Consider the following 20,166-nt stretch of genomic DNA (forward strand, 5'->3'; position numbering starts at 1 on the left):
TGGTTCCGATAGGAAAGCATATATTATCGTTGGGAATAATGTCAATTGTTCTTAGTTTTGTTTGCATTTTTGGTCGAATACAACAAAATTAAGAACACTTATATTACTTTTGACTGTCAAAGTTGGGCTCTATATCATATTTTACCAATGATTTTATATGGAATATATCCATATACCTATACCCCTATAGGTACATATAATACTAAATGAAGGATACACAGATGAAAGAAAAATACGCTGATCTTGAAAATGAGGAGAAACTAACCGTTTTTTCAATAGTTATTTCGGGTATTTCTCTTATGATGAGTTTTTTAAACGTCGGGCATTTTCCTGTGGATATCGCGTGGATAGCAGTAGGTCTTTGTGGGATTCCAATCTTGAAGGAAGCGATTACAGAGCTTGTTACAAAATTTGATATAAAGGCAGATTTATTGGTTTCCTTGGCTTTGGTTGCTTCGGTATGGATAGGAGAAATCTTTGCTGCCGGAGAGATTGTAGTTATCATGACTATTGGTTCTCTTCTGGAGGAAAGAACTGTAGCAAAAGCCAGGGCAAGAATTGAAAGTCTTGTTGATATGACACCTCAACAAGCCCGTGTTGTTCATCAGAAAGGGGAAGAAACAATTCCGGTTGAACAGGTGAGGCTAGGGGACACAGTTCGTGTTCTTGCGGGAGAGAACATTCCAGTAGATGGAATTATTGTAACTGGCCAAACTTACATTGATCAATCAATGATCACGGGAGAATCTTTACCAGTTGAAAAAAGTGTTAAAGATGAAGTTTTTGCTGGTACGATAAATCAGTTTGGCATATTTGATATGACAGTGACAAAAGTAAGTGAAGACAGCTCATTGCAAAGAATGATCCAGCTTGTAAGCTCTAGCGATGCTGGAAAGGTAAAGATTGTAAGGATAGCTGATCGCTGGGCTACTTGGATAGTTATGATTGCATTGTCATCCGCAGCTTTAACATGGTTTCTTACTGGAGAGATAGTTCGTGCTGTTACAATTCTTGTTGTGTTTTGTCCTTGTGCATTAGTGCTTGCCACTCCTACTGCGATTATGGCAGGGATAGGTAATGCTACAAAATACGGAATACTGGTTCGTGAAGGCGATGCTTTAGAACGTCTAGCAAAAGTGCCACGATTTGCCTTTGATAAAACAGGTACGTTAACACATGGTAAGCCAACGGTAATAAAAACAGAAAGCTTTGATCCTTCTATCTCATCTGAGGAGTTGCTAGTATGGACAGCTTCCGCAGAGCTTCGTTCTGAACATCCGTTAGGAAAAGCTGTTGTAAAACATATCAAATCCGTTTCTTCCAAGTCTCTACCGGAACCTTCCGCATTCCAACTCATTGCTGGAAGAGGAGTATCCGCACATGTCAATGGCAAAAATATCCTTGCTGGAAATGAACAATTATTAAATGAAAATTCTATTGCTATACCTGATGAGATGAAAAAAGACATAGAGAAATACAAAAGCAAGGGCTGTACTGTAATCTATATTGCAATCGACAATTACGCTAGAGGAATTATTGTTTTATCAGATACCTTGCGTGAAGATTCGCCTAAGGCCATACAGCAGATCCATGAACTAGGAGTAAAAAGTAGCCTTCTGACTGGAGATAATCAATATGCAGCATGTTACATAGCAAACATTGCAGGTATTACGGATGTACATGCCAATTGTATGCCTGAAGATAAAATGGAGGCAATTAAGCAATATCAAGAAAAAGAAGAACTTGTATGCATGATCGGAGATGGTGTAAACGATTCCCTTGCAATAAAAACTGCCCATGTGGGAATTGCAATGGGAGGTGTTGGCAGTGACATTGCTATTCAGTCATCTGATATTGTATTTGTTGGCGAGGATCTTCGGAATCTTCCTCATCTGCTTCGCTTATCACGTAAAGTTATGACTACCATTAAATTGAATATTATATTTTCGATGGTGCTAAACTTTACAGCTCTTTTTCTGGCAATGACAGGTGTATTGAATCCTGTTGCAGGTGCTCTGGTACATAATGCAGGTTCTGTTTTAGTTATTGTGAACTCTGCGTTTTTATTGAATTGGAACTGATCATTCCAACCAACTAAATTCTCATTTTTCTTTTTATAATAGGTGAGTCTTCACCTTTCCCTTACATGAGCGTTCGAAGTAAATGGCTTATTAGCTTTTTCATTCTCCTTCATCTAATGAAATATAACCTTAGAGAAGCCATGTTCGTTCATTCCGTATAGTAAATTCAGGCAATCGCGATAAAAAGCAGTAAATAAAATGACTCTAAATAATTAGATTCTTGCCAATGGCACAGAATCTTTTGAGTAATATTCAAAGAGTTCTTTTCCCCAATCAAGTGCACTTTGGCTGGAACTTAGCATATACTTATAATCATAGTTTCCTTCACTAGTCAGCAAACGCATGAGTAAGTAGTATTCGTTATATGCAAAAGATACAAAGTCTATCTCTTTTGGGTAAACAAACAAATTGAACAATTTACTTTTAATGATTTCCATATATTCAGCTTGGTATTGATTTCTGATTATGTCAAACACATTTGGGGTAACTATTACATTTATTCTCACATTTCCATGAAGCATCTCTGTAAACATGTTGATGAAATTTGGGTGGAAAAATGCACTGACTGCATAAAAATTATCGCAACTCTTCGAAGTCTCTTGGAATTTGTCATCTGTTCCATATATCTCTGAAGGTCGAGCATATATACTCTGGGTATATGGATTTATTATCTGGCATTTCTTAAGTTCCAGTAGTCTTTTAAAAAGATAGGGCGGAATAAAATCAAGTTTATGAGTTCCCCAGTAATCGATATCTGCATCTAAAACCTCAATTTTTTGTAATAAAGGGACCATCTCATCAACTAGTAGTTTGCCGATCGCCGTCGATTCGTAGGTGTCTTCGTAATGAGAAATAAGATGATGTTTTTCCAAGAGCTTTATCTGTGGAAGTAATTCATTTCTTGTTGTTTTCAGAGATTCGAGGAGATTTTCCGTTTCTTTTGGTTCTTCCTGCAGCAACAGAAGAACATCCTTTCTCTGATCGGAAGCAAATAACACGTCAATCAGTGCTTTTCTCATTTACGGCTCCTCCTGTAAAAAGCATACTGCTAATCGAGCAAAACTTAATATTGAGCATGTAACCACCAACAGTTTACTAAATTCCAGTAGTCAGTTCCTATATATCTACATTTTTGGAAACGTTCAATAATGATAGATTCATATTTTAATATGGGGTGATTTAATGGAGAGTGAAAAGAGTCCCAAGAAAGAAATTTTTCCTACGATCCCGTTGATAATATTGGTTACCGGTATATTGTGGTTGATAAATGAGTTGAAAATATTCACAATCGATATTCCCTGGTTTCCCATAGTCTTAATAATAGTTGGAGTTGCAGGGCTTATTGAATTTTATAAAAGGAAGTAAATTTCTAGCTTTGTACAAGTCTCTTTCGATTCAAGCGAACAAAATCAAATATACGATGTAATATCAATGGTATTTGTCTCTTTAACTATTGATATCTCTATTTTTAGCTTTCACATTAAACAGTTAGATCTCAGAGAATTTAGTTTATGATGCTATCACAGCTCTGAGCGATCACTTCTCTAATGATGTATCCTCACAATACCAATACAGTATTCTTAGTGAGTATTTAATACGTATAGTTTCCTTATACCCCTTAATGAGACTTGGAATTGCTGTCACGGATCCGCATGATTGGACTGCTGCTGCACTTCTGCAGGCTGCAGCAGACAGAGGCTTTGAAACCTATGTTATTGACCTGAGGGATACAGATGTTGTCATTAAAGACGAGGTGATCATCAACAATAAGGGTCTAATTCTTCCAACTCTTGATGCCCTTGTAGTGAGAGATGTCGGTGCTGGATCTATGGACGGTGTTTCTTTCAGATTCGATGCCCTAAGGCAACTTGAAATGCAAGGCACACTTATCCTCAACAGCCCTGAAGCCATCAGAAATGCTGCAAATAAATATCATACAACATACCTGCTTGCAAAAGCGGGTCTGCCGGTACCGGCTACATTCTCGGTTCAGGACAGGGATAAAGCCATTGAAATAGTAGGTGACCTAGGAGATGCAGTCGTAAAACCTGTCTTTGGTTACAAAGGAAAAGGAATAATCAGGGTCAAAGATGGAAACATGATTGAACCCAATGGTTCCATTTCACAAATTCCCTGGAAAGACCAGATCACACAAATGCTCGATAGCTGGGGTATGCTTTACATACAGGAGTTCATAGAAAATCAAGGGCGGGATATCCGTGCTTTTGTAGTGAACGGAAAAGTACTGGGTTCCATATATCGGTCTGCACAGCAAGGTCATTGGATCAACAATCTGAGTCAGGGTGGTTCATCCGCTCCATGCAGGCTTACTTCCTCTCAGGAAGAGATATGTGCTAAAGCTGCAGAAGCTGTGGGTACTGTATTTGCAGGAGTGGACCTCATAGAAGGACCGGATGGTACTCTGGTTCTTGAGGTAAATGGAACCCCTTCAGGAGCAGGTATATATAAGTCATGTGGAGTAAATGTTGCCGGACACATTCTGGATTATATACCGTCAAAACTATGATCTAAAAAATTATGATCTACAAATTTATGTTCTATATGAGGCTTAGTTAATGGATGAATATAAACAATGCATTCTTGTAAGAGATGATCTGAAACTTTCAAAAGGCAAGCTTGCAGTGCAGGTTGCACATGCGGCTGTATCTGCCAGCAGCTGGGCTTCAAAGTCCGCTTTGGATAACTGGAAAGAAGGCGGACAGAAAAAAGTGGTTTTAAGGGTTCCAGCACTAAAAGACCTTTTCGAGTATAAGGAAAAGGCCAGAAGAGAGGGATTTCCCACTGCTCTTATCGCTGATGCCGGTCTTACAGAAGTTGAACCAGGAACAGTAACTGTATTGGGTATTGGTCCAGCAAGGGCCCAGGATCTGGATAAGATAACCAAGGATCTTAAACTTCTTTAATTTTTTATATCCTTCCCCAAATTTGATGTATTTTCGGCAAGGTTCTGTTGATCTTTTTTTTCTGTATGTGTATTGCCTGCTTACTGGTCACACTACATGAACACTTCTAATGTGGATACAATTGATATACTCTCAGAACTATAGAACCCCTCATGCAGGTACCTGAAACAGAACACATGATAGGTATGGAGTTGTACGCAACCACAGCCGAAGGCATTGGCGGAATTCTCAGGCAGGAGCCGGAGGATTTTGTAGTAAATGAAATATCTGGCTGGGAAGTGGAAGATTCCGGAAAACACCTTATATTGGAACTTATCAAGAAGGATTGGGATACAAATCACATTATTAGGGACTTGTCAAGGGCGCTTGGGATCAGCCAGAAACGCATTGGTTTTGCAGGTACCAAAGACAAAAGAGCAATCACTACCCAGCGTATCAGTATTTTTGATCTTTCTGAAGAAGCAGTTAATAAAATACACATGAAAGATGTGCAGCTAACTCCCATTGGGCGATACAGAAGATCTGTGGAACTGGGGGATCTGCTGGGAAACCAATTCAAAATAACAATGCGTGATATATCTCTTGAGAAAGATGAACTTAAAAACAGAATGGATATTATCACTTCCGAGATTAACGCTATGGGTGGAGTACCTAATTTCTTTGGAATACAGCGTTTTGGTGCCGTCAGGCCTGTCACACATCTGGTAGGAGAGGCACTTGTCAGAGGCTCAGCTGAAGAAGCAGCTATGATATACATTGCTGATAGTTTCAAAGACGAACCAGAGGAAACCAGGATCGCAAGGGATGAAGTAAAAAGCAGCAGAGACTTTGGACAGGGTCTGAAAACATTTCCACCACGTCTTCGATATGAACGTGCTATGATGCACTATCTTGTAGAGCATCCTGGAGACTACAAAGGCTCTTTTTCGATGTTAGCAGAAAGCATGAGCAGAATGTTCGTACACGCATTCCAGTCATACATATTTAACCGGATAATCTGTGCAAGAATTCAAGCCGGAATTCCTCTTAACCAGGCAATTGAAGGGGATATTGTCTGTTTCAAGAATAGTGATTCTCTGCCGGATACTTCAAGAACACAGCGTGTCAATGCTGTGAATCTGGATGGAATGAATAATCTTATAAAAAGAGGACGTGCATTTGTCACTGCACCACTTTTCGGATACGAAACCGAAATGGCTTCGGGTATTCCCGGAGAATTGGAAGCAGCAATAATAGATGAGCTCAAACTGCAACCTGAATATTTCAAGTTGCAGGAAATACCCACAATGTCTTCCCGTGGTCAGAGAAGGGAACTACTTCTCAATGTGCAGCCACAATTCCAGATCCAGGACGATGAACTTAGCTATGGAAAACAAAAAGTCATGGTGGACTTCTCTCTTCCCAAAGGAAGCTATGCCACCACGGTGCTGCGTGAATATATGAAGGTGGAACCTCTTAAAATGAGCTAACACCTTTTTAAATAGAAAGTGAGAATATTATTTCTCATGGATAAGGATTTGGAAATAGTAAAAGACTTGAATATCCGCATAATGAGCCGGGAAGAAGTGCAATTTGCAATTGATATGGCAGCTGCTGAAGGCTGGAATCCCGGACTCTATGATGGAGATCTTTTTTACGAAGCCGATCATAATGGTTTTTTTATTGCGGAACTTGAAGGCAAGCCAGTAGGCTGTGCCTCTGCTGTGGCATACGATGACAAGTTTGGTTTTTTGGGGCTCTACGTGGTCAAACCCGAATTTCAGAATAAAGGCATAGGCATGAAACTAACCGAAAAATGCATGGAATACATGGGAGACAGAAATATCGGGCTTGACGGTGTTGTAGAGAATGAAGAGAAATACCAGAAAGTCATGAAATTCAGATCATCTTACAGCAACCTGCGCTTTGAAGGAAAAGGTGGAGGAACAATCCCGGATGGACTGGTAAAGCTCTCCGAAGTGCCTTTTGAAAAGCTCCTTGAGTATGACAGGAGAATGTTTCCTGCTCCGAGGTCTGGTTTTCTGAAGGAATGGATTAATCAGCCAGATTCTTATGCATGTGCAGCCCTTGAAGATGGGAATCTCAAAGGGTATGGTGTGATTAGAAAATGCTGGACAGGTCATAAAATAGGCCCTCTTTTTGCGGACGATAAAGCTACAGCAGAGAAAATATTCAGAGCCCTTAGAGCTTCAGCTCCAAAAGAGAACATTTACCTTGACATCCCGGAACCCAATAGAGAAGCACTGGAATTAGCAAAGAAATACAACATGAATGTGATGTTTAAGACTATACGTATGTACAGTCAAAAAGAGCCTGATATAGAGCTTGATAAGGTCTATGGGGTTACGAGTTTCGAACTTGGATAAGGAAAGAATAAAGAACAGGCAGGAAGAAAGAGCAACGTCTGCAGGGATTACAGTTGAATATCCCTAATGTGTCGCTCGTATTGTTCTTCCCAGGCCGGAGACGTTATGCAGATCTGTTTAAGATTTCCTTTAAACCAGAATCTTTTTCCAGCAGGCACGACTACCACGTTTCCTGCCCGGACTTCATATTCCTTGTCCTCAACTATCCAGGTACCATTCCCTTCAAGGATATAATACAGAAAATCGCTTCTCTCGTGAACGAATTCTTCCATATGTCCTATTTCGGTTTCCTGATAAAGAACAGCAGCATTCGGTGAGTCTTTTTTTGTAGTATATATCCTCATTGAGACTCCATGCTTTTCGATCACGACTGAATTTTCTGGTCTGAATACTACAGGAGAAGATTCATCTGAAGTATCAATATCTTCCTGATTGAGGTGGTTTTCATCATGTATGTCAAGCATAACCAGATTCTTTTCAAATCCACCTCTCTCCTGCTTTTTCTTTAATCTTAAAGATTCAAATGCTTCTTTTGAAAAGCCTTTGAGATCAGCGATCCTGTGAATTACTTCCATGAGATCTGCCAGTTCTTCGATCTCTTTGCTCTCAAAATATTCAGCCAGTTCTTCTTGAAGCTTATTTTCCAGTTCAGCAAGAAATTCAGTATCTGAAAGCTCTTTAAAAACGTAGTTTTTATCTGAACTGCCAACTATTTCCGGAATTCTGTCTCTGACTGCTTTATGATTGCTTCCCACGGAAAATTTCATGAATTAGCCATCCTCTCTTGATCTGAAGATACTAATTCACATGATCTTATCTATTTTCCTATGTCCTCATACCAGAGATCGGGTCTGTCCCTGATGAATTTACTCATCATTTCTATGCACTCTGTGATACCCAGGTCTGTTACTTCTATCCCGTGCTCTCTCATGAATTCAGGACCACCGGAGAAATTCACTGATTCTCCTACTATTACTTTTTTAATCCCAAACTGCACAGCAGCACCTGCACACAAATAACAGGGCATCAATGTTGAATAAAGGGTGGTATCACTATAAGTGCCAATACGTCCTGCATTACGTATGCAGACGATTTCAGCATGTGCCAGGGGGTCATTCTCCTGCACTCTCATGTTGTGTCCCCTGCCAATTATTTTTCCATTTCTTACAAGTATAGACCCAATGGGAATGCCGCCCTCAGCAAGTCCTTTTTTTGCTTCCTCTATGGCAGCCTGCATAAAAATGTCCATAACCCTTTCCTCCTAATTTACTGTCTACAATTACTATTAACTTAAGTTAGATAATAAATGAACTCATCCGGAAACCGGAGAGGGGATGGATGCCTCCTCTCCAGTGATCTCGCTCAAATATACACCTGAGCCGACCCACCAGTTGTCATCTACAGGGAGGACATATCCGATCTTAAGCTCTTCTTTGTTCTCATTATCGGGGTTTGGCCAGATAAATACCACGTAACCGCCACCGGAGTGCGCGGTCTCAGCCAATACACGGATCGTCTCCATACCAAAAGAATCACGTTTCTCCATTAGATTGGATCCTATCTTCTCTGGCAGGTAGGGGTGAGCCAGAAGCGTGCCATTGTAATCGTAGGCGTAGATGTAGTGCCCTTCTTCATTTACGAACATTCCAGAGAGGTTTGAGATCTCAGCAAATGCACTTGTAGATCCTTTCTCTTTTCCATAGGCGGCACAATCTTCCACGAGTTTTGTCATCTCTGATAAGACATCTGGTCTACCGGAGTCAGAATTATCGATATCTGATAAGTATATTCCTGATCCGATCCACCAGTTTTCTCCAACAGGGTAGACGTAGCCAATCTTCGGTTCATAGGTATCCAGTGCTTTCTCATCGATAACTCCACTCTCAGGTGCAGGGTACATGTAGGCGATGAACCCACCACCGTTAGAAGCAGTGTAAGCACCAATTTTTATCATTGGAAGCCCCCGTACATCGGTCCAGTTTGACCGGTTAGTCCCAACCAGCTCCGGTTGATATGGGTGTACAAGGAGTGTGCCGTTATAATTGTAGGCATAGATATATTCATTATCACGGGAAAACTCTCCGTCCTTTTTCGAGAATTCTGAAAGAGCCGCCTGTTCTCCTACTGCAGTCGCATATTCTGATGCATTCTTAACAAAGTCAGCCAGATCATTTGTTGTCATCTTTTGATCCGCTTCTGACAGGTAGATACCTGCACCCAACCACCACGCATCGTCTACCTTCTGGACATAGCTCATCTTGGGTTCAAGGGTCATATTGTGGGCTGGGTTGTAATAATGGTAGAAAATGAAACCTCCACCTTGCTGTGCTAAGAGTATCTCTACCTGAGTATAGTTCACTCCGTAGGGATCCTGAAGCTCTGAAAGGTCAGTTCCAATCAGCTGTGGCTGATAGGGAAGCGACAAAGTAGTTCCGTTATAATCAAAGGCATAGATATAGAGATTGTCGCGGATAAAAGTTCCATTAGGATCGTTGAATTCCTTGATTGCAGCATCCTTTCCATTTTTCTTGGCGTAATCAATGGCTTCATCCACAAAAGATTTCAGGCTATCTCTTGTCTGGGAGTTTGTCCCTTCTGTAACAATAGGTGAATCCTCGTGTGAATCATAAATTCCTGCACCGATGAGCCATCCGGAGTCAACCATCATCACGTAGCTGAGCTTTTGTTTGACCGCGAAGTTGTCTGCAGGGTCTGCATAGAGATACCGAATAAATCCTCCACCTGACTGTGCGGTCTTGGCAGCATCCTGAATATATAAGGTACCATTCGCATCCTTGAGGTCCCACCGGTTTGTGCCGATGACCTCGGGCTGGAAAGGAAGAGCCAGTGTGTTTCCTTTTAAGTCATAGGCAAAGATATAAAGTTCACCATCAACGAACTGACCAGTCTGGTTGTTGAATTCACGAAGAGCAGCTTCCTGTCCATGGATATGAGCATATTCGTAAGCTTTCTCTACAAAAGCCACGACTTCTTCCGTAGATGCAGATGAAGCATTGGCCGATTGATTATGGGGTAAATTTGTTCCTTTGTCTGTACAGCCGGCGCCAAAGATGGCTACCATTACGAGTGTAACAATTATAATAAGTGTATACTTTTTCATGCATAAAAGTCACAGTATCTACTTATAAATCCATAGCATGAAATAAAATTAAGGACCGTCTACAATATCTGTAATGTATATTTATAAAATATTTGCTATGAAAGTTAATAAAGACTTAATCCTCTGGATCAACCTTTATTACATGAATTAGGACACAAGAGGCCTTGTTAGGGTACAAAATGTGATAAATAAATATTGCGGTCAATCATGTGCCGCAACTCTTGAAATTACCACTGCATACAATGTACGATTTGCCATTACTTCCCTGTGTTAGCCTATAGTAAGTAGTTTTATAGTACAGATTCGTCTGGACTGGATGCATGTATACATAATCCACCCATCCAGTGCCATTCTCTAAAGCTCCGGCTAGGATTTCGTCACGGTACTGTTTACCAGTAACGTCTGTTTTCCCTTTGAAATTAACACCGACAAGCAAGATGTTGTTTGCATGGGCAACAACCGTCATATTCGTATCGTATACGAATGTATAGAGTGCTGGCTCCTCAGCGTCCTGATAAGGTGCTTCTGCTGCATTGATACGCCGGAATGTATCAAGTGCATCCTTTTCGATTGCTGACGAAGTTCTATTCACAAGTGTTACCACTTCTTCATCAGTGAATGTCTGCCTGGTGCATCCTACTCCAAGATTTCGGTAGATGATTCTTTCGTATTCGCTGACTCCCTGTGAATCCTTTTGATTTTTCACTGTATCAAGAGCCTGCTGGAAATCGCTTATCAGCGTATCTGAAACATCCTTACTAAATATATAGTAAAAGTCGTTCTCGCTCAAGGTGTATACGATCTCGTAAGCATCTGGATCCGCTGCAGTCTGTAGCATCTGATGTCGCCCTGCCAGATCTCCCGTTGCCCACATGTCAATTTTGCCTTCTTCCATCATCCTGAGCAGATCTTCCGGAGTTTGACCGTTAATGATATGTGATGCATCCACTCCCTGGCTTGTGAGGAGATCATTTTCTATGGATGCCTGAACCGCACCAATCTGGTACTTATTGAGGTCTTCCGGAGAAGATATTGTAATGTTGCTCCTCACTGGTGCATAGAGAACGAAGCTGGCTTTGGTAAAAGGTCCGGCCCATTTGTAGAGTGGCTCTCGTTCGGGAGTGAGAACAATGGAGAAAAGCACGGTGCTTGTATTGTTCTGTGCTGCCTGAAAACCTTCTGCAAGGGGTACAATGCGGACATTCTCACGTGTGCGATTCACACCGATATTTCGAAAGACTACCTCTAGTGTTTCAACAGATATGCCGGTAACATTTTCCTCTTCCTGATAGTTAAAGGGGGCCCACTCTTCTGTGAGGTAATTGAGCTGAGCAAGACCAATTGATGGTATATGTCTGCCAAGTATCCTCTCATATGTGCTGATGCCTGCTGTATCTTTCTCCTGTTTCAGTGAATCAAGGGCTTGCTGGAAAGATTCTACAGTTGAATCCGAAACATTCTTGTTGAAAGCATAGTAGCCTTCCATGGCCGGTAATAAAAAAACTGCCCTGAAGGAGTATGGGTTTCCGGTTGCCCTTTCGGTAAAATCCCGGCCTGCAGCCTCAGGATATGCCCACAGGTCTATCTCGCCATTATTAAGCTTGTCAACAAGTACGGACGCATTTGTCTCCTGCACAAGCTGGTTTTTATTCACGCCGACATCTATCAGCTGCTGGATAGCAACATCATCAACGATTACTCCAATACGGTAGTCCTTCAGATCTTCAGGCTTTTCTATTGTGATTCCTTTGTCAGGCAGGGCAAAGAGGACATTAGTATATGTATAGATGGGCCCTGCCCATTTGAATGACTGCTCACGCTCAGGAAGCCTTACTGTGGTGAAAAGTACCGTATTATTTTGGGAAATAGCAGTTTGGTATCCCTCAGTCCAGGGAACCAGTAGTACATCATCTCGGGAAACTTTATTTCCCATTTTCTCGGTAATTACCTCGAGCAAATCGATGGATATTCCCCGCAGAGTTCCGTTTTCCTGGTAATTATAAGGGGGTAGCTGTTCTGTATAGTATATCAGGTCAACAGACGTCGTAGCACCGCTCAAATCTGCAGACGAATCTTTGGGGTTTGAGATGCATCCGGTGGCTATAATCAGTGCTCCAATGAGTGCCACAATAAGGAAAAGAGAGAAATTCCGTGATGATAGAAACATAAAAAGTTATCGTGTATCGCGATATAAATAAATGATGATTTTTCTGAATCTTACAGAAAAACCGTTTAAGAAATTCAGGTGCATTATGTAAATGCACCCTCTAAAAATAGTATTATTACTTATTTTTCTGTCTTTCTATCATGGAACATATGAATGCCTTAAATGGTGGGGAAGGCCTGCCTGGTCTTGACTTAAATTCTGGATGGAACTGAGATGCGAAGAAGAACGGATGACCTGGGAGCTCACAGATTTCCATGCGGTTCTTGTTAACTCCGGAGAACACAAGGCCTTTTTCCTGCAATTTGTCTACAAAATTTGGATTTACTTCATACCTGTGTCTGTGGCGTTCTACTATATTGCATGAGCCATAGATCTTCTCTGCAAGGGAACCCGGCTTAAGCTGAGCTTCATAATCACCCAGTCTCATCGTAGCTCCCATATCCTCCACTCCTTCCTGTTCAGGGAGTATATCTATTACAGGATAAGGGGTATCCTCATTAAATTCAGTGCTGTTAGCTCCTTTAAGACCCACTACGTTCCTTGCGAATTCTACAACAGCTAGTTGCATTCCAAGACAAAGCCCTAAAAACGGGATATTGTGTTCGCGAGCGTATCTTATAGCCATCATTTTGCCTTCAGTTCCCCGTTCTCCGAAGCCACCCGGAACTAAGATACCATCATATGCATCAAGCTTTTTTAGACATTCAGGATCTTCTTCAAGCATTTCCGCATTTAGCCAATCAGCATCATATTCACAGCCACATTCTATTGAAGCATGTTTTATAGATGCACTAATACTGAGGTATGAATCTTCAAGGTGCGTGTACTTTCCCACTATGCAGATATTGACCTTGCCTTTAAGATTCCTCATACGCTCTACCATTTCGACCCATGCAGAATCGTAGGTGGTAGATGTTAAACAAAGGCGCTTGATAAGATATTGAGTAAGGCCTTCTTTATCCATCAAAAGAGGTAGTTCATAAATATCCTTTGCATCATGAGCACTGATAACGGCTTCTTCTGGTACATCACAGAACATAGATATCTTTGAAGCGGTGCTCCTGGAAAGAGGCTCTTTGCATCTGGCTACAATGACATTTGGTGTCAATCCCAGTTCTCTGAGCTCTTTGACAGAATGTTGGGTTGGTTTTGTCTTCTGCTCACCCTGGGTATCTATTGGTACAAGTGTCACATGGACAAATACAAGGTCTTCAGCTTTCTCTTCACGGTGCATCTGCCTGACAGCTTCAAGGAAAGGCATGCTTTCAATATCACCCACAGTGCCTCCCACTTCAATAAGACAGATATCTGCACCACTCTTTGCAGCAACTTTCCTTATCCTGTCTTTGATTTCATTAGTGATGTGAGGAATTATCTGAACAGTTTTTCCCAGGTAATCTCCCCTGCGTTCCTTTAAAATAACAGATTGATAGATCTTACCCGTTGTAAGGTTATGATCCCGGGTAAGTTCCGTGTCCAGGAAACGCTCGTAGTTTCCTAGGTCCAGATCAACTTCTCCTCCGTCCTTAAGTACAAAGACCTCTCCATGTTGGTAGGGGCTCATAGTCCCCGCATCAATGTTAATGTATGGATCGATCTTGATGGCTGTGACCTTATATCCTATGTTCTTAAGGTTCCTGCCGATGGATGCAGCAGTGATGCCTTTCCCAAGACCGCTCATTACTCCGCCTGTAACTACGATATATTTCATGTGGCTCAACGACCTCGATCATTTGAATATTGGAAACTTCATTAAGAGATATACGCAAAACACAGTAAAAATGATTGATATAACTACTGAAAAATAAAATCCTAATACAGAACTCTCTATATAAGAAAATGCGTTTGAAACTGTATATATAAATAGAACTAAAAGGAGAAGTCCTGAAAGAAAGATTGTTGCCTTGGAAATCACAGTCTCATAATTACTATAATTACTTTTAAGCACATCCAAGTGTACGTCTGGTAACTGTTCTTTCCATGTGCCAGCAGACTTTTTTTTCTTCACATATACTTTATTGGGTGCTGATAAAGAGTCATCCACCTCTATAGGTCTGGCACCAGAGCTTGTAAGTGGCTGACCAAGGACCATGGAAAAACTACTCTTCCTTGCGCCGTGGCTGACTGTAATAAACATATCTCCCTGGTATATTTTTTTCCCATCAAAAGGTATACGGACTACCACAGGCACATAATCCTCATGAGTAACATATGGATTATCTTCAAGAATTGTGATATTATGCCTGAGTGTATCGGTTACGGAAATATGTACATGTGTAGGTGAACCATAATTGATAATAACGATCTCAAAGCTCTTCTCTTCTCCAGGAGAAAGAGGTATCTCCATGGATTCCATATCAAATTCAATGGAATTTATGCCAAGTCTGTTAATGTGAACTACCTGCAATTGATGTCCCTCATTCTCTCAAGTGCGGAGGCAACATGTTAGGTATTCCTTCATCTATTGGGTAATACTCATTGCACTTCTTACAGTACAAAGTACCCTTTATTACCTCATTACCTTCTTTACTTTGGGTATTTAGAATAAGGTCGCCCTTACATAAGGGGCAGGCAAGAATCTCCATCAGTTCCTCTTTCACGGCTGCTCACCACCACCAACATACATTACAGTCAATATCAAGGTTTTGGTACTATTTATATTAGTTTTTGGGAAGCACATCAATATCGTGCTTTAAAATCTCCACTTCATATTTCATATTTTCCAATAAATTACTCGTTTTTATATTATCCAATTCAATAGCAGTCTCTACCTGCTCTGACAGTCCAGCTAAAATGTTAAAACCAACATTAAGAGCAGTGCCTTTAATTTGATGAGCACATCTTTTTACTTCTTGCGCATTCTTTTCTGAAAAAGCAATTGTCAGTTTGTCAAGATTCTTGGATAGAGAACTTAATGCCGTAGTTACCAGAGTATTAATTAATTCTTCATTGTTACCCAGGTTTTCCATTAATAGTCGCTTATCAAAATGAACCGGTTGGCATTTCTTGTACCTGCATTCTTCGGAAGATCCACGGTCAATCAACCATTTCTGCAAAACAGATTGAATAGTTCCTGCTATAACAGGTTTTGTGATATAATCATCCATACCTGCTTGCTTGCAGCGTTCCATTTCCCCTTTCACAGTGCCAGCAGTTAGTGCAATTATTGGAACATGACTTTTGCCGTTAACTTCGAAGTTCCGGATAGCCATAGCAGTCTCATATCCGCTCATTCCGGGCATTTGTATGTCCATCAACACCAGGTCAGGTATGTTTTTCTTAAATAGTTCGAGCGCTTCATTCCCATCTCTTGCTTTAAGAATATTTGCTCCGGCTAGCAATTTAGAAACAATTGCCGAAGCCAGCATTATATTTGTTTCATTGTCATCGGCAATCATAATTGAGTAAATTCTATTCTGCGCATGAATTGCTAATGGAGTTTTCATTTCCTCAATGTTTTCTTTATGCTTATCTTCTGAAGAACTAAGCTTGTCAAACACTTCGAACAGTTCTGTTACTTTTACCGGTTTGACCAGATGGGAATGCACTCCCAGCTCTTTTAATTCATCAAGCATCTGGGGTCCATCATTTGAATTATATAAAAAGATTATTTTTTGTTTATTCAAGCCTGAATGGAATTTTTCCCTTATGCAACGTACAAATTCCAGGCCATCCATGGCAGGCATGTGGTAATCGACAATGATCAGATCGTACTTTTTTTCTTTATTGAGCATTTCAAATGCTTCTGCTGCGGTAATTGCAACATCAGTTTGAATGCCTTTCTTTTTCAGTATGTTTTGCAATATGGAACAGTTCGTGCTGTTATCATCCAATATTAAGGCATTGTGGATGTTAATGTCTTTATTATCAATTGATTTACCTTTTTCTACTGGGAATTTGATGGTAAAATAGAATGTACTGCCTTTTCCAGGTTCGCTTTCAAGTTCAAGCTGTGATCCATTCTTATGGAGTAACTTATTGGATATTGCCAATCCAAGTCCTGTTCCACCAAACTTGCGAGTGATAGACCCGTCTGCCTGTGAAAACGATTCAAATATCTTACTGTGGTTTTCTTTAGAGATGCCAATCCCGCTATCACGTACTGAGAATGTAAGTTCGATTTCATTTGTTTCATCCAAGATTTCAGATGCTTCGACCTTTAACTCCACTTCGCCATTTTCAGTGAACTTGATTGCATTTCCTAAGAGGTTGACCAATACTTGCCTCAATCTTAACTTGTCGGCAATTATGTCAATGGATAAATCAGGTGATATATTCAATAAAAGTTCCAGGTTCTTTTCATGAGCTTTGTATTTCACGATGTCTACGACTTGCTCACTCAATTCCATCAAATTGACTTTTTCAGCATAAAGTTCTAATTTACCGGCTTCTATCTTTGAGAAATCAAGAACATCATTGATCAGATCCAGCAATGAGTTAGCTGAAGTATTTACTGCTTTTACATACTGGTATTGAGAATCTGTAAGATTTGTTTGCATTAGCAGATCCGAAAAACCGATCACTCCATTAAGAGGTGTGCGTAGTTCATGACTCATGCTGGCAAGGAATTCGCTCTTGGCCTTGTTTGCCTTCTCTGCTTCAGCAGTCATGTTGTTAGCGTGGGTAATAGCCTCTTCCAGATGTCTATTTAGGTCAAGGAGTTCTTCCTGAGCATTTTTACGTTCAGTAATGTCACTCACTAAGAGCATTTGTCCTTTCCTGTCATTGTTATCATCGTAAAGCGGCAAAAAATTAAGATTGAACCAGCTGTTTTTTTCTCCTTTATTCCTTTTAACTTCGATATTATTTTGCGGATCGGAGCTATTTTCATGACCTAGTACTTCAGGCCAGGAACTAAGTACTTCAGGTGCCAGTTTACCTATATCCATTACATTAATTCCCATATATGTAGTCGCTTTTTTGTTATAATCCACTATTCTGGAATGCGAATCAAAAACAATAGCTCCTTCCATTATGTTTTCAAAAAGTAAACTTCGGGCAAGAGGAGATAGATCTAATAGTCCATAACGTGTTAATCCTATGAAAACCAAGAAGCTGCTAAATATCAAAGAAAATGGGAAAGGATCCAATCCGGGAGATAGAATTTTTGATAATGTAGCTCCCAATGTAAAAAAAGGAACCATAAAACCAACGATCACAATACCAGTTTGCTTTCGAAAAGCCGGTGATGATCCTAACCACATGTTTGAAAGAATAGCTATGCTCAGGAAAATGCAGATCATTGCATAAACCTGCTGAACCCAATGCCATGCCTGGTATTTAATAATGAGGATAGGAACAAATCCTTTTGTGTCTATTTGTATGTCGGAGTAATACATATTGTGAAAATCATTTGTAAAAATAAGTATAACTGAAATTAAAGGGATTATAAGAATGGATACAATTTCGGATATTGAAAGTTGTTTTTTCCTACCAGTATAACTGAGAGAAAAAAGAAGGAAAAAACCCGGAATCCATGCTGCACCAATGGACTCAAGTTTGCGGAACATAAAGATATCTTCTACTGTTGCAGAAGATATTTCAAATGCATAAAAAAGTGAATAGACTCCAGTGAAAAGCAGAAGTAATGAAAAATAAGATGCTCCGGGGGATTTTTTTACCTTGCTGGTGTATAATGCAATGATACTTAAAACCAGCCATGAAACAATCAAAGGAATTGAATATATATTTAATGTCATAATTATCTTTCTTTAAAGCATTGAATACTGATTGATTATTTTTTAGGTTACGGACTCCTTACTTCTCACAATGCAGTTCAGAAGCTAGATGTGCGATCATAGTGATTGAAGTCTATTTTTATCTTTTATGTGATATAATAGTATTGCATAATTTATCTTTTAACTTTTTAGTAGAGTCATCACCTTTCGGTCTTTTTGAGGAGGTGCTATTTACAGCGAATTTTGTAATCAATATATTTTTATATGATATTGTATAACTAGAATTACTATAAAATTAAAAATATAGATTGATACTATTAAAAATAGTAAGCTATCGGTGAGGGAACATGGCAAAAGTAATGATTGTGGATGACGCGGCTTTTATGCGCATGGTCATCAAGGATATTCTTACAAAGAACGGACATGAAGTTGTTGCCGAGGCCGTAGATGGCCTGGATGCGGTAAAAAAATATCCGCAGGTTAAACCGGAATTGGTCTTCATGGATATAGTCATGCCTAATATGGAAGGCATAGATGCACTCAAAAATATCATGGCATCAAATCCTGATGCAAAAATAGTGATGTGCTCTTCCATAGGACAGCAGTCTGTAGTTACTGAAGCTCTCAAAATAGGGGCTAAGGACTTCATTGTAAAGCCTTTTGATGCAAAGAAAGTACTCGAAGTAGTCAAGAAAGTAATGTGAACATGACCATCCGTGTACTCGTTGTTGACGATTCTGCCCTGATGCGGAAGATAATCTCGGATATACTCAATAGTGATCCGGAGATCAAGGTTATCGATACCGCCCGAAATGGCCAGGTCGCCGTGGAAAAAGTCGAGCAGCTCAGACCCGATGTGGTTACACTTGATCACGAGATGCCTGTGCTGGACGGCCTTCATGCTCTTGGATATATAATGAGCGAATGCCCCACGCCCGTGATCATGCTAACGGCTACAGATGAGAAAGGAGCAGAACTCACTCTGAATGCTTTTGAATATGGAGCTGTAGATTTCATTCAGAAACCCTCCGGAACTATAAGTCGTGACATAGAACAGATCGCGGAAGAGATCAGAACGAAAGTCAAGGCTGCTGCAAAGGCACAACTCAAGAACCTCCATTTTATGGAAGACTGTGTGGTATGTTCCGAAAAGAGGAAAACATTTTCTGAAAGAGAAAAAGCAATATCTACTCCCGTAAAATCTAATCCAAGGCGTGTAATGACGAAGAAAATACTTGCGATAGGTTCGTCCACTGGAGGACCAAGAGCTCTGGAGAAGGTAATTCCTAAGCTTCCTCATGATTTAAAGGCTGCCGTGCTGGTTGTCCAGCATATGCCAGCAGGATTTACTGCATCATTATCTCAAAGGCTTAATGCCCAGTCTGAATTGGAAGTAAGGGAAGCAAAAGATGGTGATCTGATTCGTGAAGGTGTTGTACTCATAGCACCTGGTGATTATCACATGGAAGTAGTCCAGAAGATGATAGATGGAAAGACAGTCGAAGTGATCTCGCTAAATAAAGGTCCCAGGGAGCAGGGCGTAAGACCCTGCGTGAATGTGCTATTCAGATCATTAGTTCCGATATATGGAGCCAACATCCTTACAGTTATTCTGACGGGCATGGGCATGGACGGTGCTGAAGGGGTGGATCTAATAAAGAAAGCTGGAGGGAAATCCATAGCAGAGGATGAGAAATCTTGTGTAGTTTATGGTATGCCAAAGGCTATAGTTGATCGTGGACTGGCAGATCGTGTAGTACCTCTTGAGACGGTAGCTGCAACAATTCAGCAGATCATATAAAAATATCAAACAATGGTTGAAAGTCGCG

At 40.4% G+C, this 20,166-nt stretch carries 17 protein-coding genes; 8 read left to right on the forward strand and 9 right to left on the reverse strand.

Annotation, left to right across the window (positions count from 1 at the left end; all coding sequences use genetic code 11):
* Positions 1-221: 221 nt before the first annotated feature.
* Positions 222-2,081 (forward strand): heavy metal translocating P-type ATPase, encoded by a 1,860-nt coding sequence (locus ACC612_RS01670; protein ID WP_371852732.1) that lies wholly within the window; start codon positions 222-224, stop codon positions 2,079-2,081.
* A 212-nt stretch (positions 2,082-2,293) separates the two neighbouring features.
* Here the strand turns inward: ACC612_RS01670 and ACC612_RS01675 are convergent, their stop codons facing one another.
* The gene (locus ACC612_RS01675; RefSeq protein ID WP_371852733.1) at positions 2,294-3,100 is read right to left on the reverse strand and encodes a helix-turn-helix transcriptional regulator; all 807 of its coding nucleotides are present in this window, start codon (positions 3,098-3,100) and stop codon (positions 2,294-2,296) included.
* Between the two features lie 163 nt (positions 3,101-3,263).
* Here ACC612_RS01675 and ACC612_RS01680 point away from each other — a divergent pair, with 163 nt between their 5' ends.
* From ACC612_RS01680 to ACC612_RS01700, 5 genes are all read left to right on the forward strand, one after another.
* On the forward strand, positions 3,264-3,446 hold the full coding sequence (locus ACC612_RS01680; RefSeq protein WP_371852734.1) for a hypothetical protein: 183 nt from the start codon (positions 3,264-3,266) through the stop codon (positions 3,444-3,446).
* 256 nt (positions 3,447-3,702) lie between these two features.
* The gene (mptN, locus tag ACC612_RS01685; protein ID WP_371852735.1) at positions 3,703-4,608 is read left to right on the forward strand and encodes a tetrahydromethanopterin:alpha-L-glutamate ligase; all 906 of its coding nucleotides are present in this window, start codon (positions 3,703-3,705) and stop codon (positions 4,606-4,608) included.
* Between the two features lie 49 nt (positions 4,609-4,657).
* Positions 4,658-5,005 (forward strand): peptidyl-tRNA hydrolase Pth2, encoded by a 348-nt coding sequence (gene pth2 / locus ACC612_RS01690; RefSeq protein WP_371852736.1) that lies wholly within the window; start codon positions 4,658-4,660, stop codon positions 5,003-5,005.
* A 152-nt stretch (positions 5,006-5,157) separates the two neighbouring features.
* The gene (gene truD, locus ACC612_RS01695; RefSeq protein ID WP_371852737.1) at positions 5,158-6,474 is read left to right on the forward strand and encodes a tRNA pseudouridine(13) synthase TruD; all 1,317 of its coding nucleotides are present in this window, start codon (positions 5,158-5,160) and stop codon (positions 6,472-6,474) included.
* 36 nt (positions 6,475-6,510) lie between these two features.
* Positions 6,511-7,371: a GNAT family N-acetyltransferase gene (locus ACC612_RS01700; RefSeq protein WP_371852738.1), complete on the forward strand. Its 861-nt coding sequence runs from the start codon at positions 6,511-6,513 to the stop codon at positions 7,369-7,371.
* Positions 7,372-7,418: 47 nt separating this feature from the next.
* Here ACC612_RS01700 and ACC612_RS01705 read toward each other — a convergent pair whose 3' ends face one another.
* From ACC612_RS01705 to ACC612_RS01740, 8 genes are all read right to left on the reverse strand, one after another.
* Positions 7,419-8,138: a cupin domain-containing protein gene (locus ACC612_RS01705; RefSeq protein WP_371852739.1), complete on the reverse strand. Its 720-nt coding sequence runs from the start codon at positions 8,136-8,138 to the stop codon at positions 7,419-7,421.
* Positions 8,139-8,188: 50 nt separating this feature from the next.
* A complete protein-coding gene (locus ACC612_RS01710) occupies positions 8,189-8,620 on the reverse strand; it encodes a nucleoside deaminase (RefSeq protein ID WP_371852740.1) in 432 nt (143 codons plus the stop codon).
* Positions 8,621-8,683: 63 nt separating this feature from the next.
* Entirely contained in the window at positions 8,684-10,492 is a 1,809-nt protein-coding gene (locus tag ACC612_RS01715) for a cache domain-containing protein (protein WP_371852741.1), read from the reverse strand.
* 205 nt (positions 10,493-10,697) lie between these two features.
* Positions 10,698-12,659, reverse strand: a complete 1,962-nt coding sequence (locus tag ACC612_RS01720) for a transporter substrate-binding domain-containing protein (RefSeq protein ID WP_371852742.1) — start codon at positions 12,657-12,659, stop codon at positions 10,698-10,700.
* Positions 12,660-12,774: 115 nt separating this feature from the next.
* Positions 12,775-14,370, reverse strand: a complete 1,596-nt coding sequence (gene pyrG / locus ACC612_RS01725) for a glutamine hydrolyzing CTP synthase (RefSeq protein ID WP_371852743.1) — start codon at positions 14,368-14,370, stop codon at positions 12,775-12,777.
* An 18-nt stretch (positions 14,371-14,388) separates the two neighbouring features.
* Positions 14,389-15,066, reverse strand: coding sequence for a hypothetical protein (locus ACC612_RS01730; RefSeq protein WP_371852744.1), 678 nt, complete (start codon positions 15,064-15,066; stop codon positions 14,389-14,391).
* A gap of 10 nt (positions 15,067-15,076) precedes the next feature.
* Positions 15,077-15,259 (reverse strand): methytransferase partner Trm112, encoded by a 183-nt coding sequence (locus ACC612_RS01735; RefSeq protein ID WP_371852745.1) that lies wholly within the window; start codon positions 15,257-15,259, stop codon positions 15,077-15,079.
* A gap of 60 nt (positions 15,260-15,319) precedes the next feature.
* Positions 15,320-18,358, reverse strand: coding sequence for a histidine kinase N-terminal 7TM domain-containing protein (locus ACC612_RS01740; RefSeq protein ID WP_371852746.1), 3,039 nt, complete (start codon positions 18,356-18,358; stop codon positions 15,320-15,322).
* A 326-nt stretch (positions 18,359-18,684) separates the two neighbouring features.
* Here ACC612_RS01740 and ACC612_RS01745 point away from each other — a divergent pair, with 326 nt between their 5' ends.
* Positions 18,685-19,041, forward strand: a complete 357-nt coding sequence (locus ACC612_RS01745) for a response regulator (RefSeq protein ID WP_321418032.1) — start codon at positions 18,685-18,687, stop codon at positions 19,039-19,041.
* A 2-nt stretch (positions 19,042-19,043) separates the two neighbouring features.
* The gene (locus ACC612_RS01750) at positions 19,044-20,138 is read left to right on the forward strand and encodes a chemotaxis response regulator protein-glutamate methylesterase (protein WP_371852747.1); all 1,095 of its coding nucleotides are present in this window, start codon (positions 19,044-19,046) and stop codon (positions 20,136-20,138) included.
* Positions 20,139-20,166 lie beyond the last annotated feature (28 nt).

Source organism: Methanomethylovorans sp. (genome assembly GCF_041447285.1).
Classification (GTDB): domain Archaea; phylum Halobacteriota; class Methanosarcinia; order Methanosarcinales; family Methanosarcinaceae; genus Methanomethylovorans.

What these genes read in the sequence shown, in the direction of transcription:
- ACC612_RS01705 (WP_371852739.1), bottom strand. Translation starts at nt 8,138, where the DNA reads ATGAAATTTTCCGTGGGAAGCAATCATAAAGCAGTCAGAGACAGAATT.
- ACC612_RS01700 (WP_371852738.1), top strand. Translation starts at nt 6,511, where the DNA reads ATGGATAAGGATTTGGAAATAGTAAAAGACTTGAATATCCGCATAATG.
- mptN (WP_371852735.1), top strand. Translation starts at nt 3,703, where the DNA reads ATGAGACTTGGAATTGCTGTCACGGATCCGCATGATTGGACTGCTGCT.
- truD (WP_371852737.1), top strand. Translation starts at nt 5,158, where the DNA reads ATGCAGGTACCTGAAACAGAACACATGATAGGTATGGAGTTGTACGCA.
- ACC612_RS01680 (WP_371852734.1), top strand. Translation starts at nt 3,264, where the DNA reads ATGGAGAGTGAAAAGAGTCCCAAGAAAGAAATTTTTCCTACGATCCCG.
- pyrG (WP_371852743.1), bottom strand. Translation starts at nt 14,370, where the DNA reads ATGAAATATATCGTAGTTACAGGCGGAGTAATGAGCGGTCTTGGGAAA.
- ACC612_RS01740 (WP_371852746.1), bottom strand. Translation starts at nt 18,358, where the DNA reads ATGACATTAAATATATATTCAATTCCTTTGATTGTTTCATGGCTGGTT.
- ACC612_RS01750 (WP_371852747.1), top strand. Translation starts at nt 19,044, where the DNA reads ATGACCATCCGTGTACTCGTTGTTGACGATTCTGCCCTGATGCGGAAG.
- ACC612_RS01710 (WP_371852740.1), bottom strand. Translation starts at nt 8,620, where the DNA reads ATGGACATTTTTATGCAGGCTGCCATAGAGGAAGCAAAAAAAGGACTT.
- ACC612_RS01720 (WP_371852742.1), bottom strand. Translation starts at nt 12,659, where the DNA reads ATGTTTCTATCATCACGGAATTTCTCTCTTTTCCTTATTGTGGCACTC.
- ACC612_RS01675 (WP_371852733.1), bottom strand. Translation starts at nt 3,100, where the DNA reads ATGAGAAAAGCACTGATTGACGTGTTATTTGCTTCCGATCAGAGAAAG.
- pth2 (WP_371852736.1), top strand. Translation starts at nt 4,658, where the DNA reads ATGGATGAATATAAACAATGCATTCTTGTAAGAGATGATCTGAAACTT.
- ACC612_RS01745 (WP_321418032.1), top strand. Translation starts at nt 18,685, where the DNA reads ATGGCAAAAGTAATGATTGTGGATGACGCGGCTTTTATGCGCATGGTC.
- ACC612_RS01715 (WP_371852741.1), bottom strand. Translation starts at nt 10,492, where the DNA reads ATGAAAAAGTATACACTTATTATAATTGTTACACTCGTAATGGTAGCC.
- ACC612_RS01670 (WP_371852732.1), top strand. Translation starts at nt 222, where the DNA reads ATGAAAGAAAAATACGCTGATCTTGAAAATGAGGAGAAACTAACCGTT.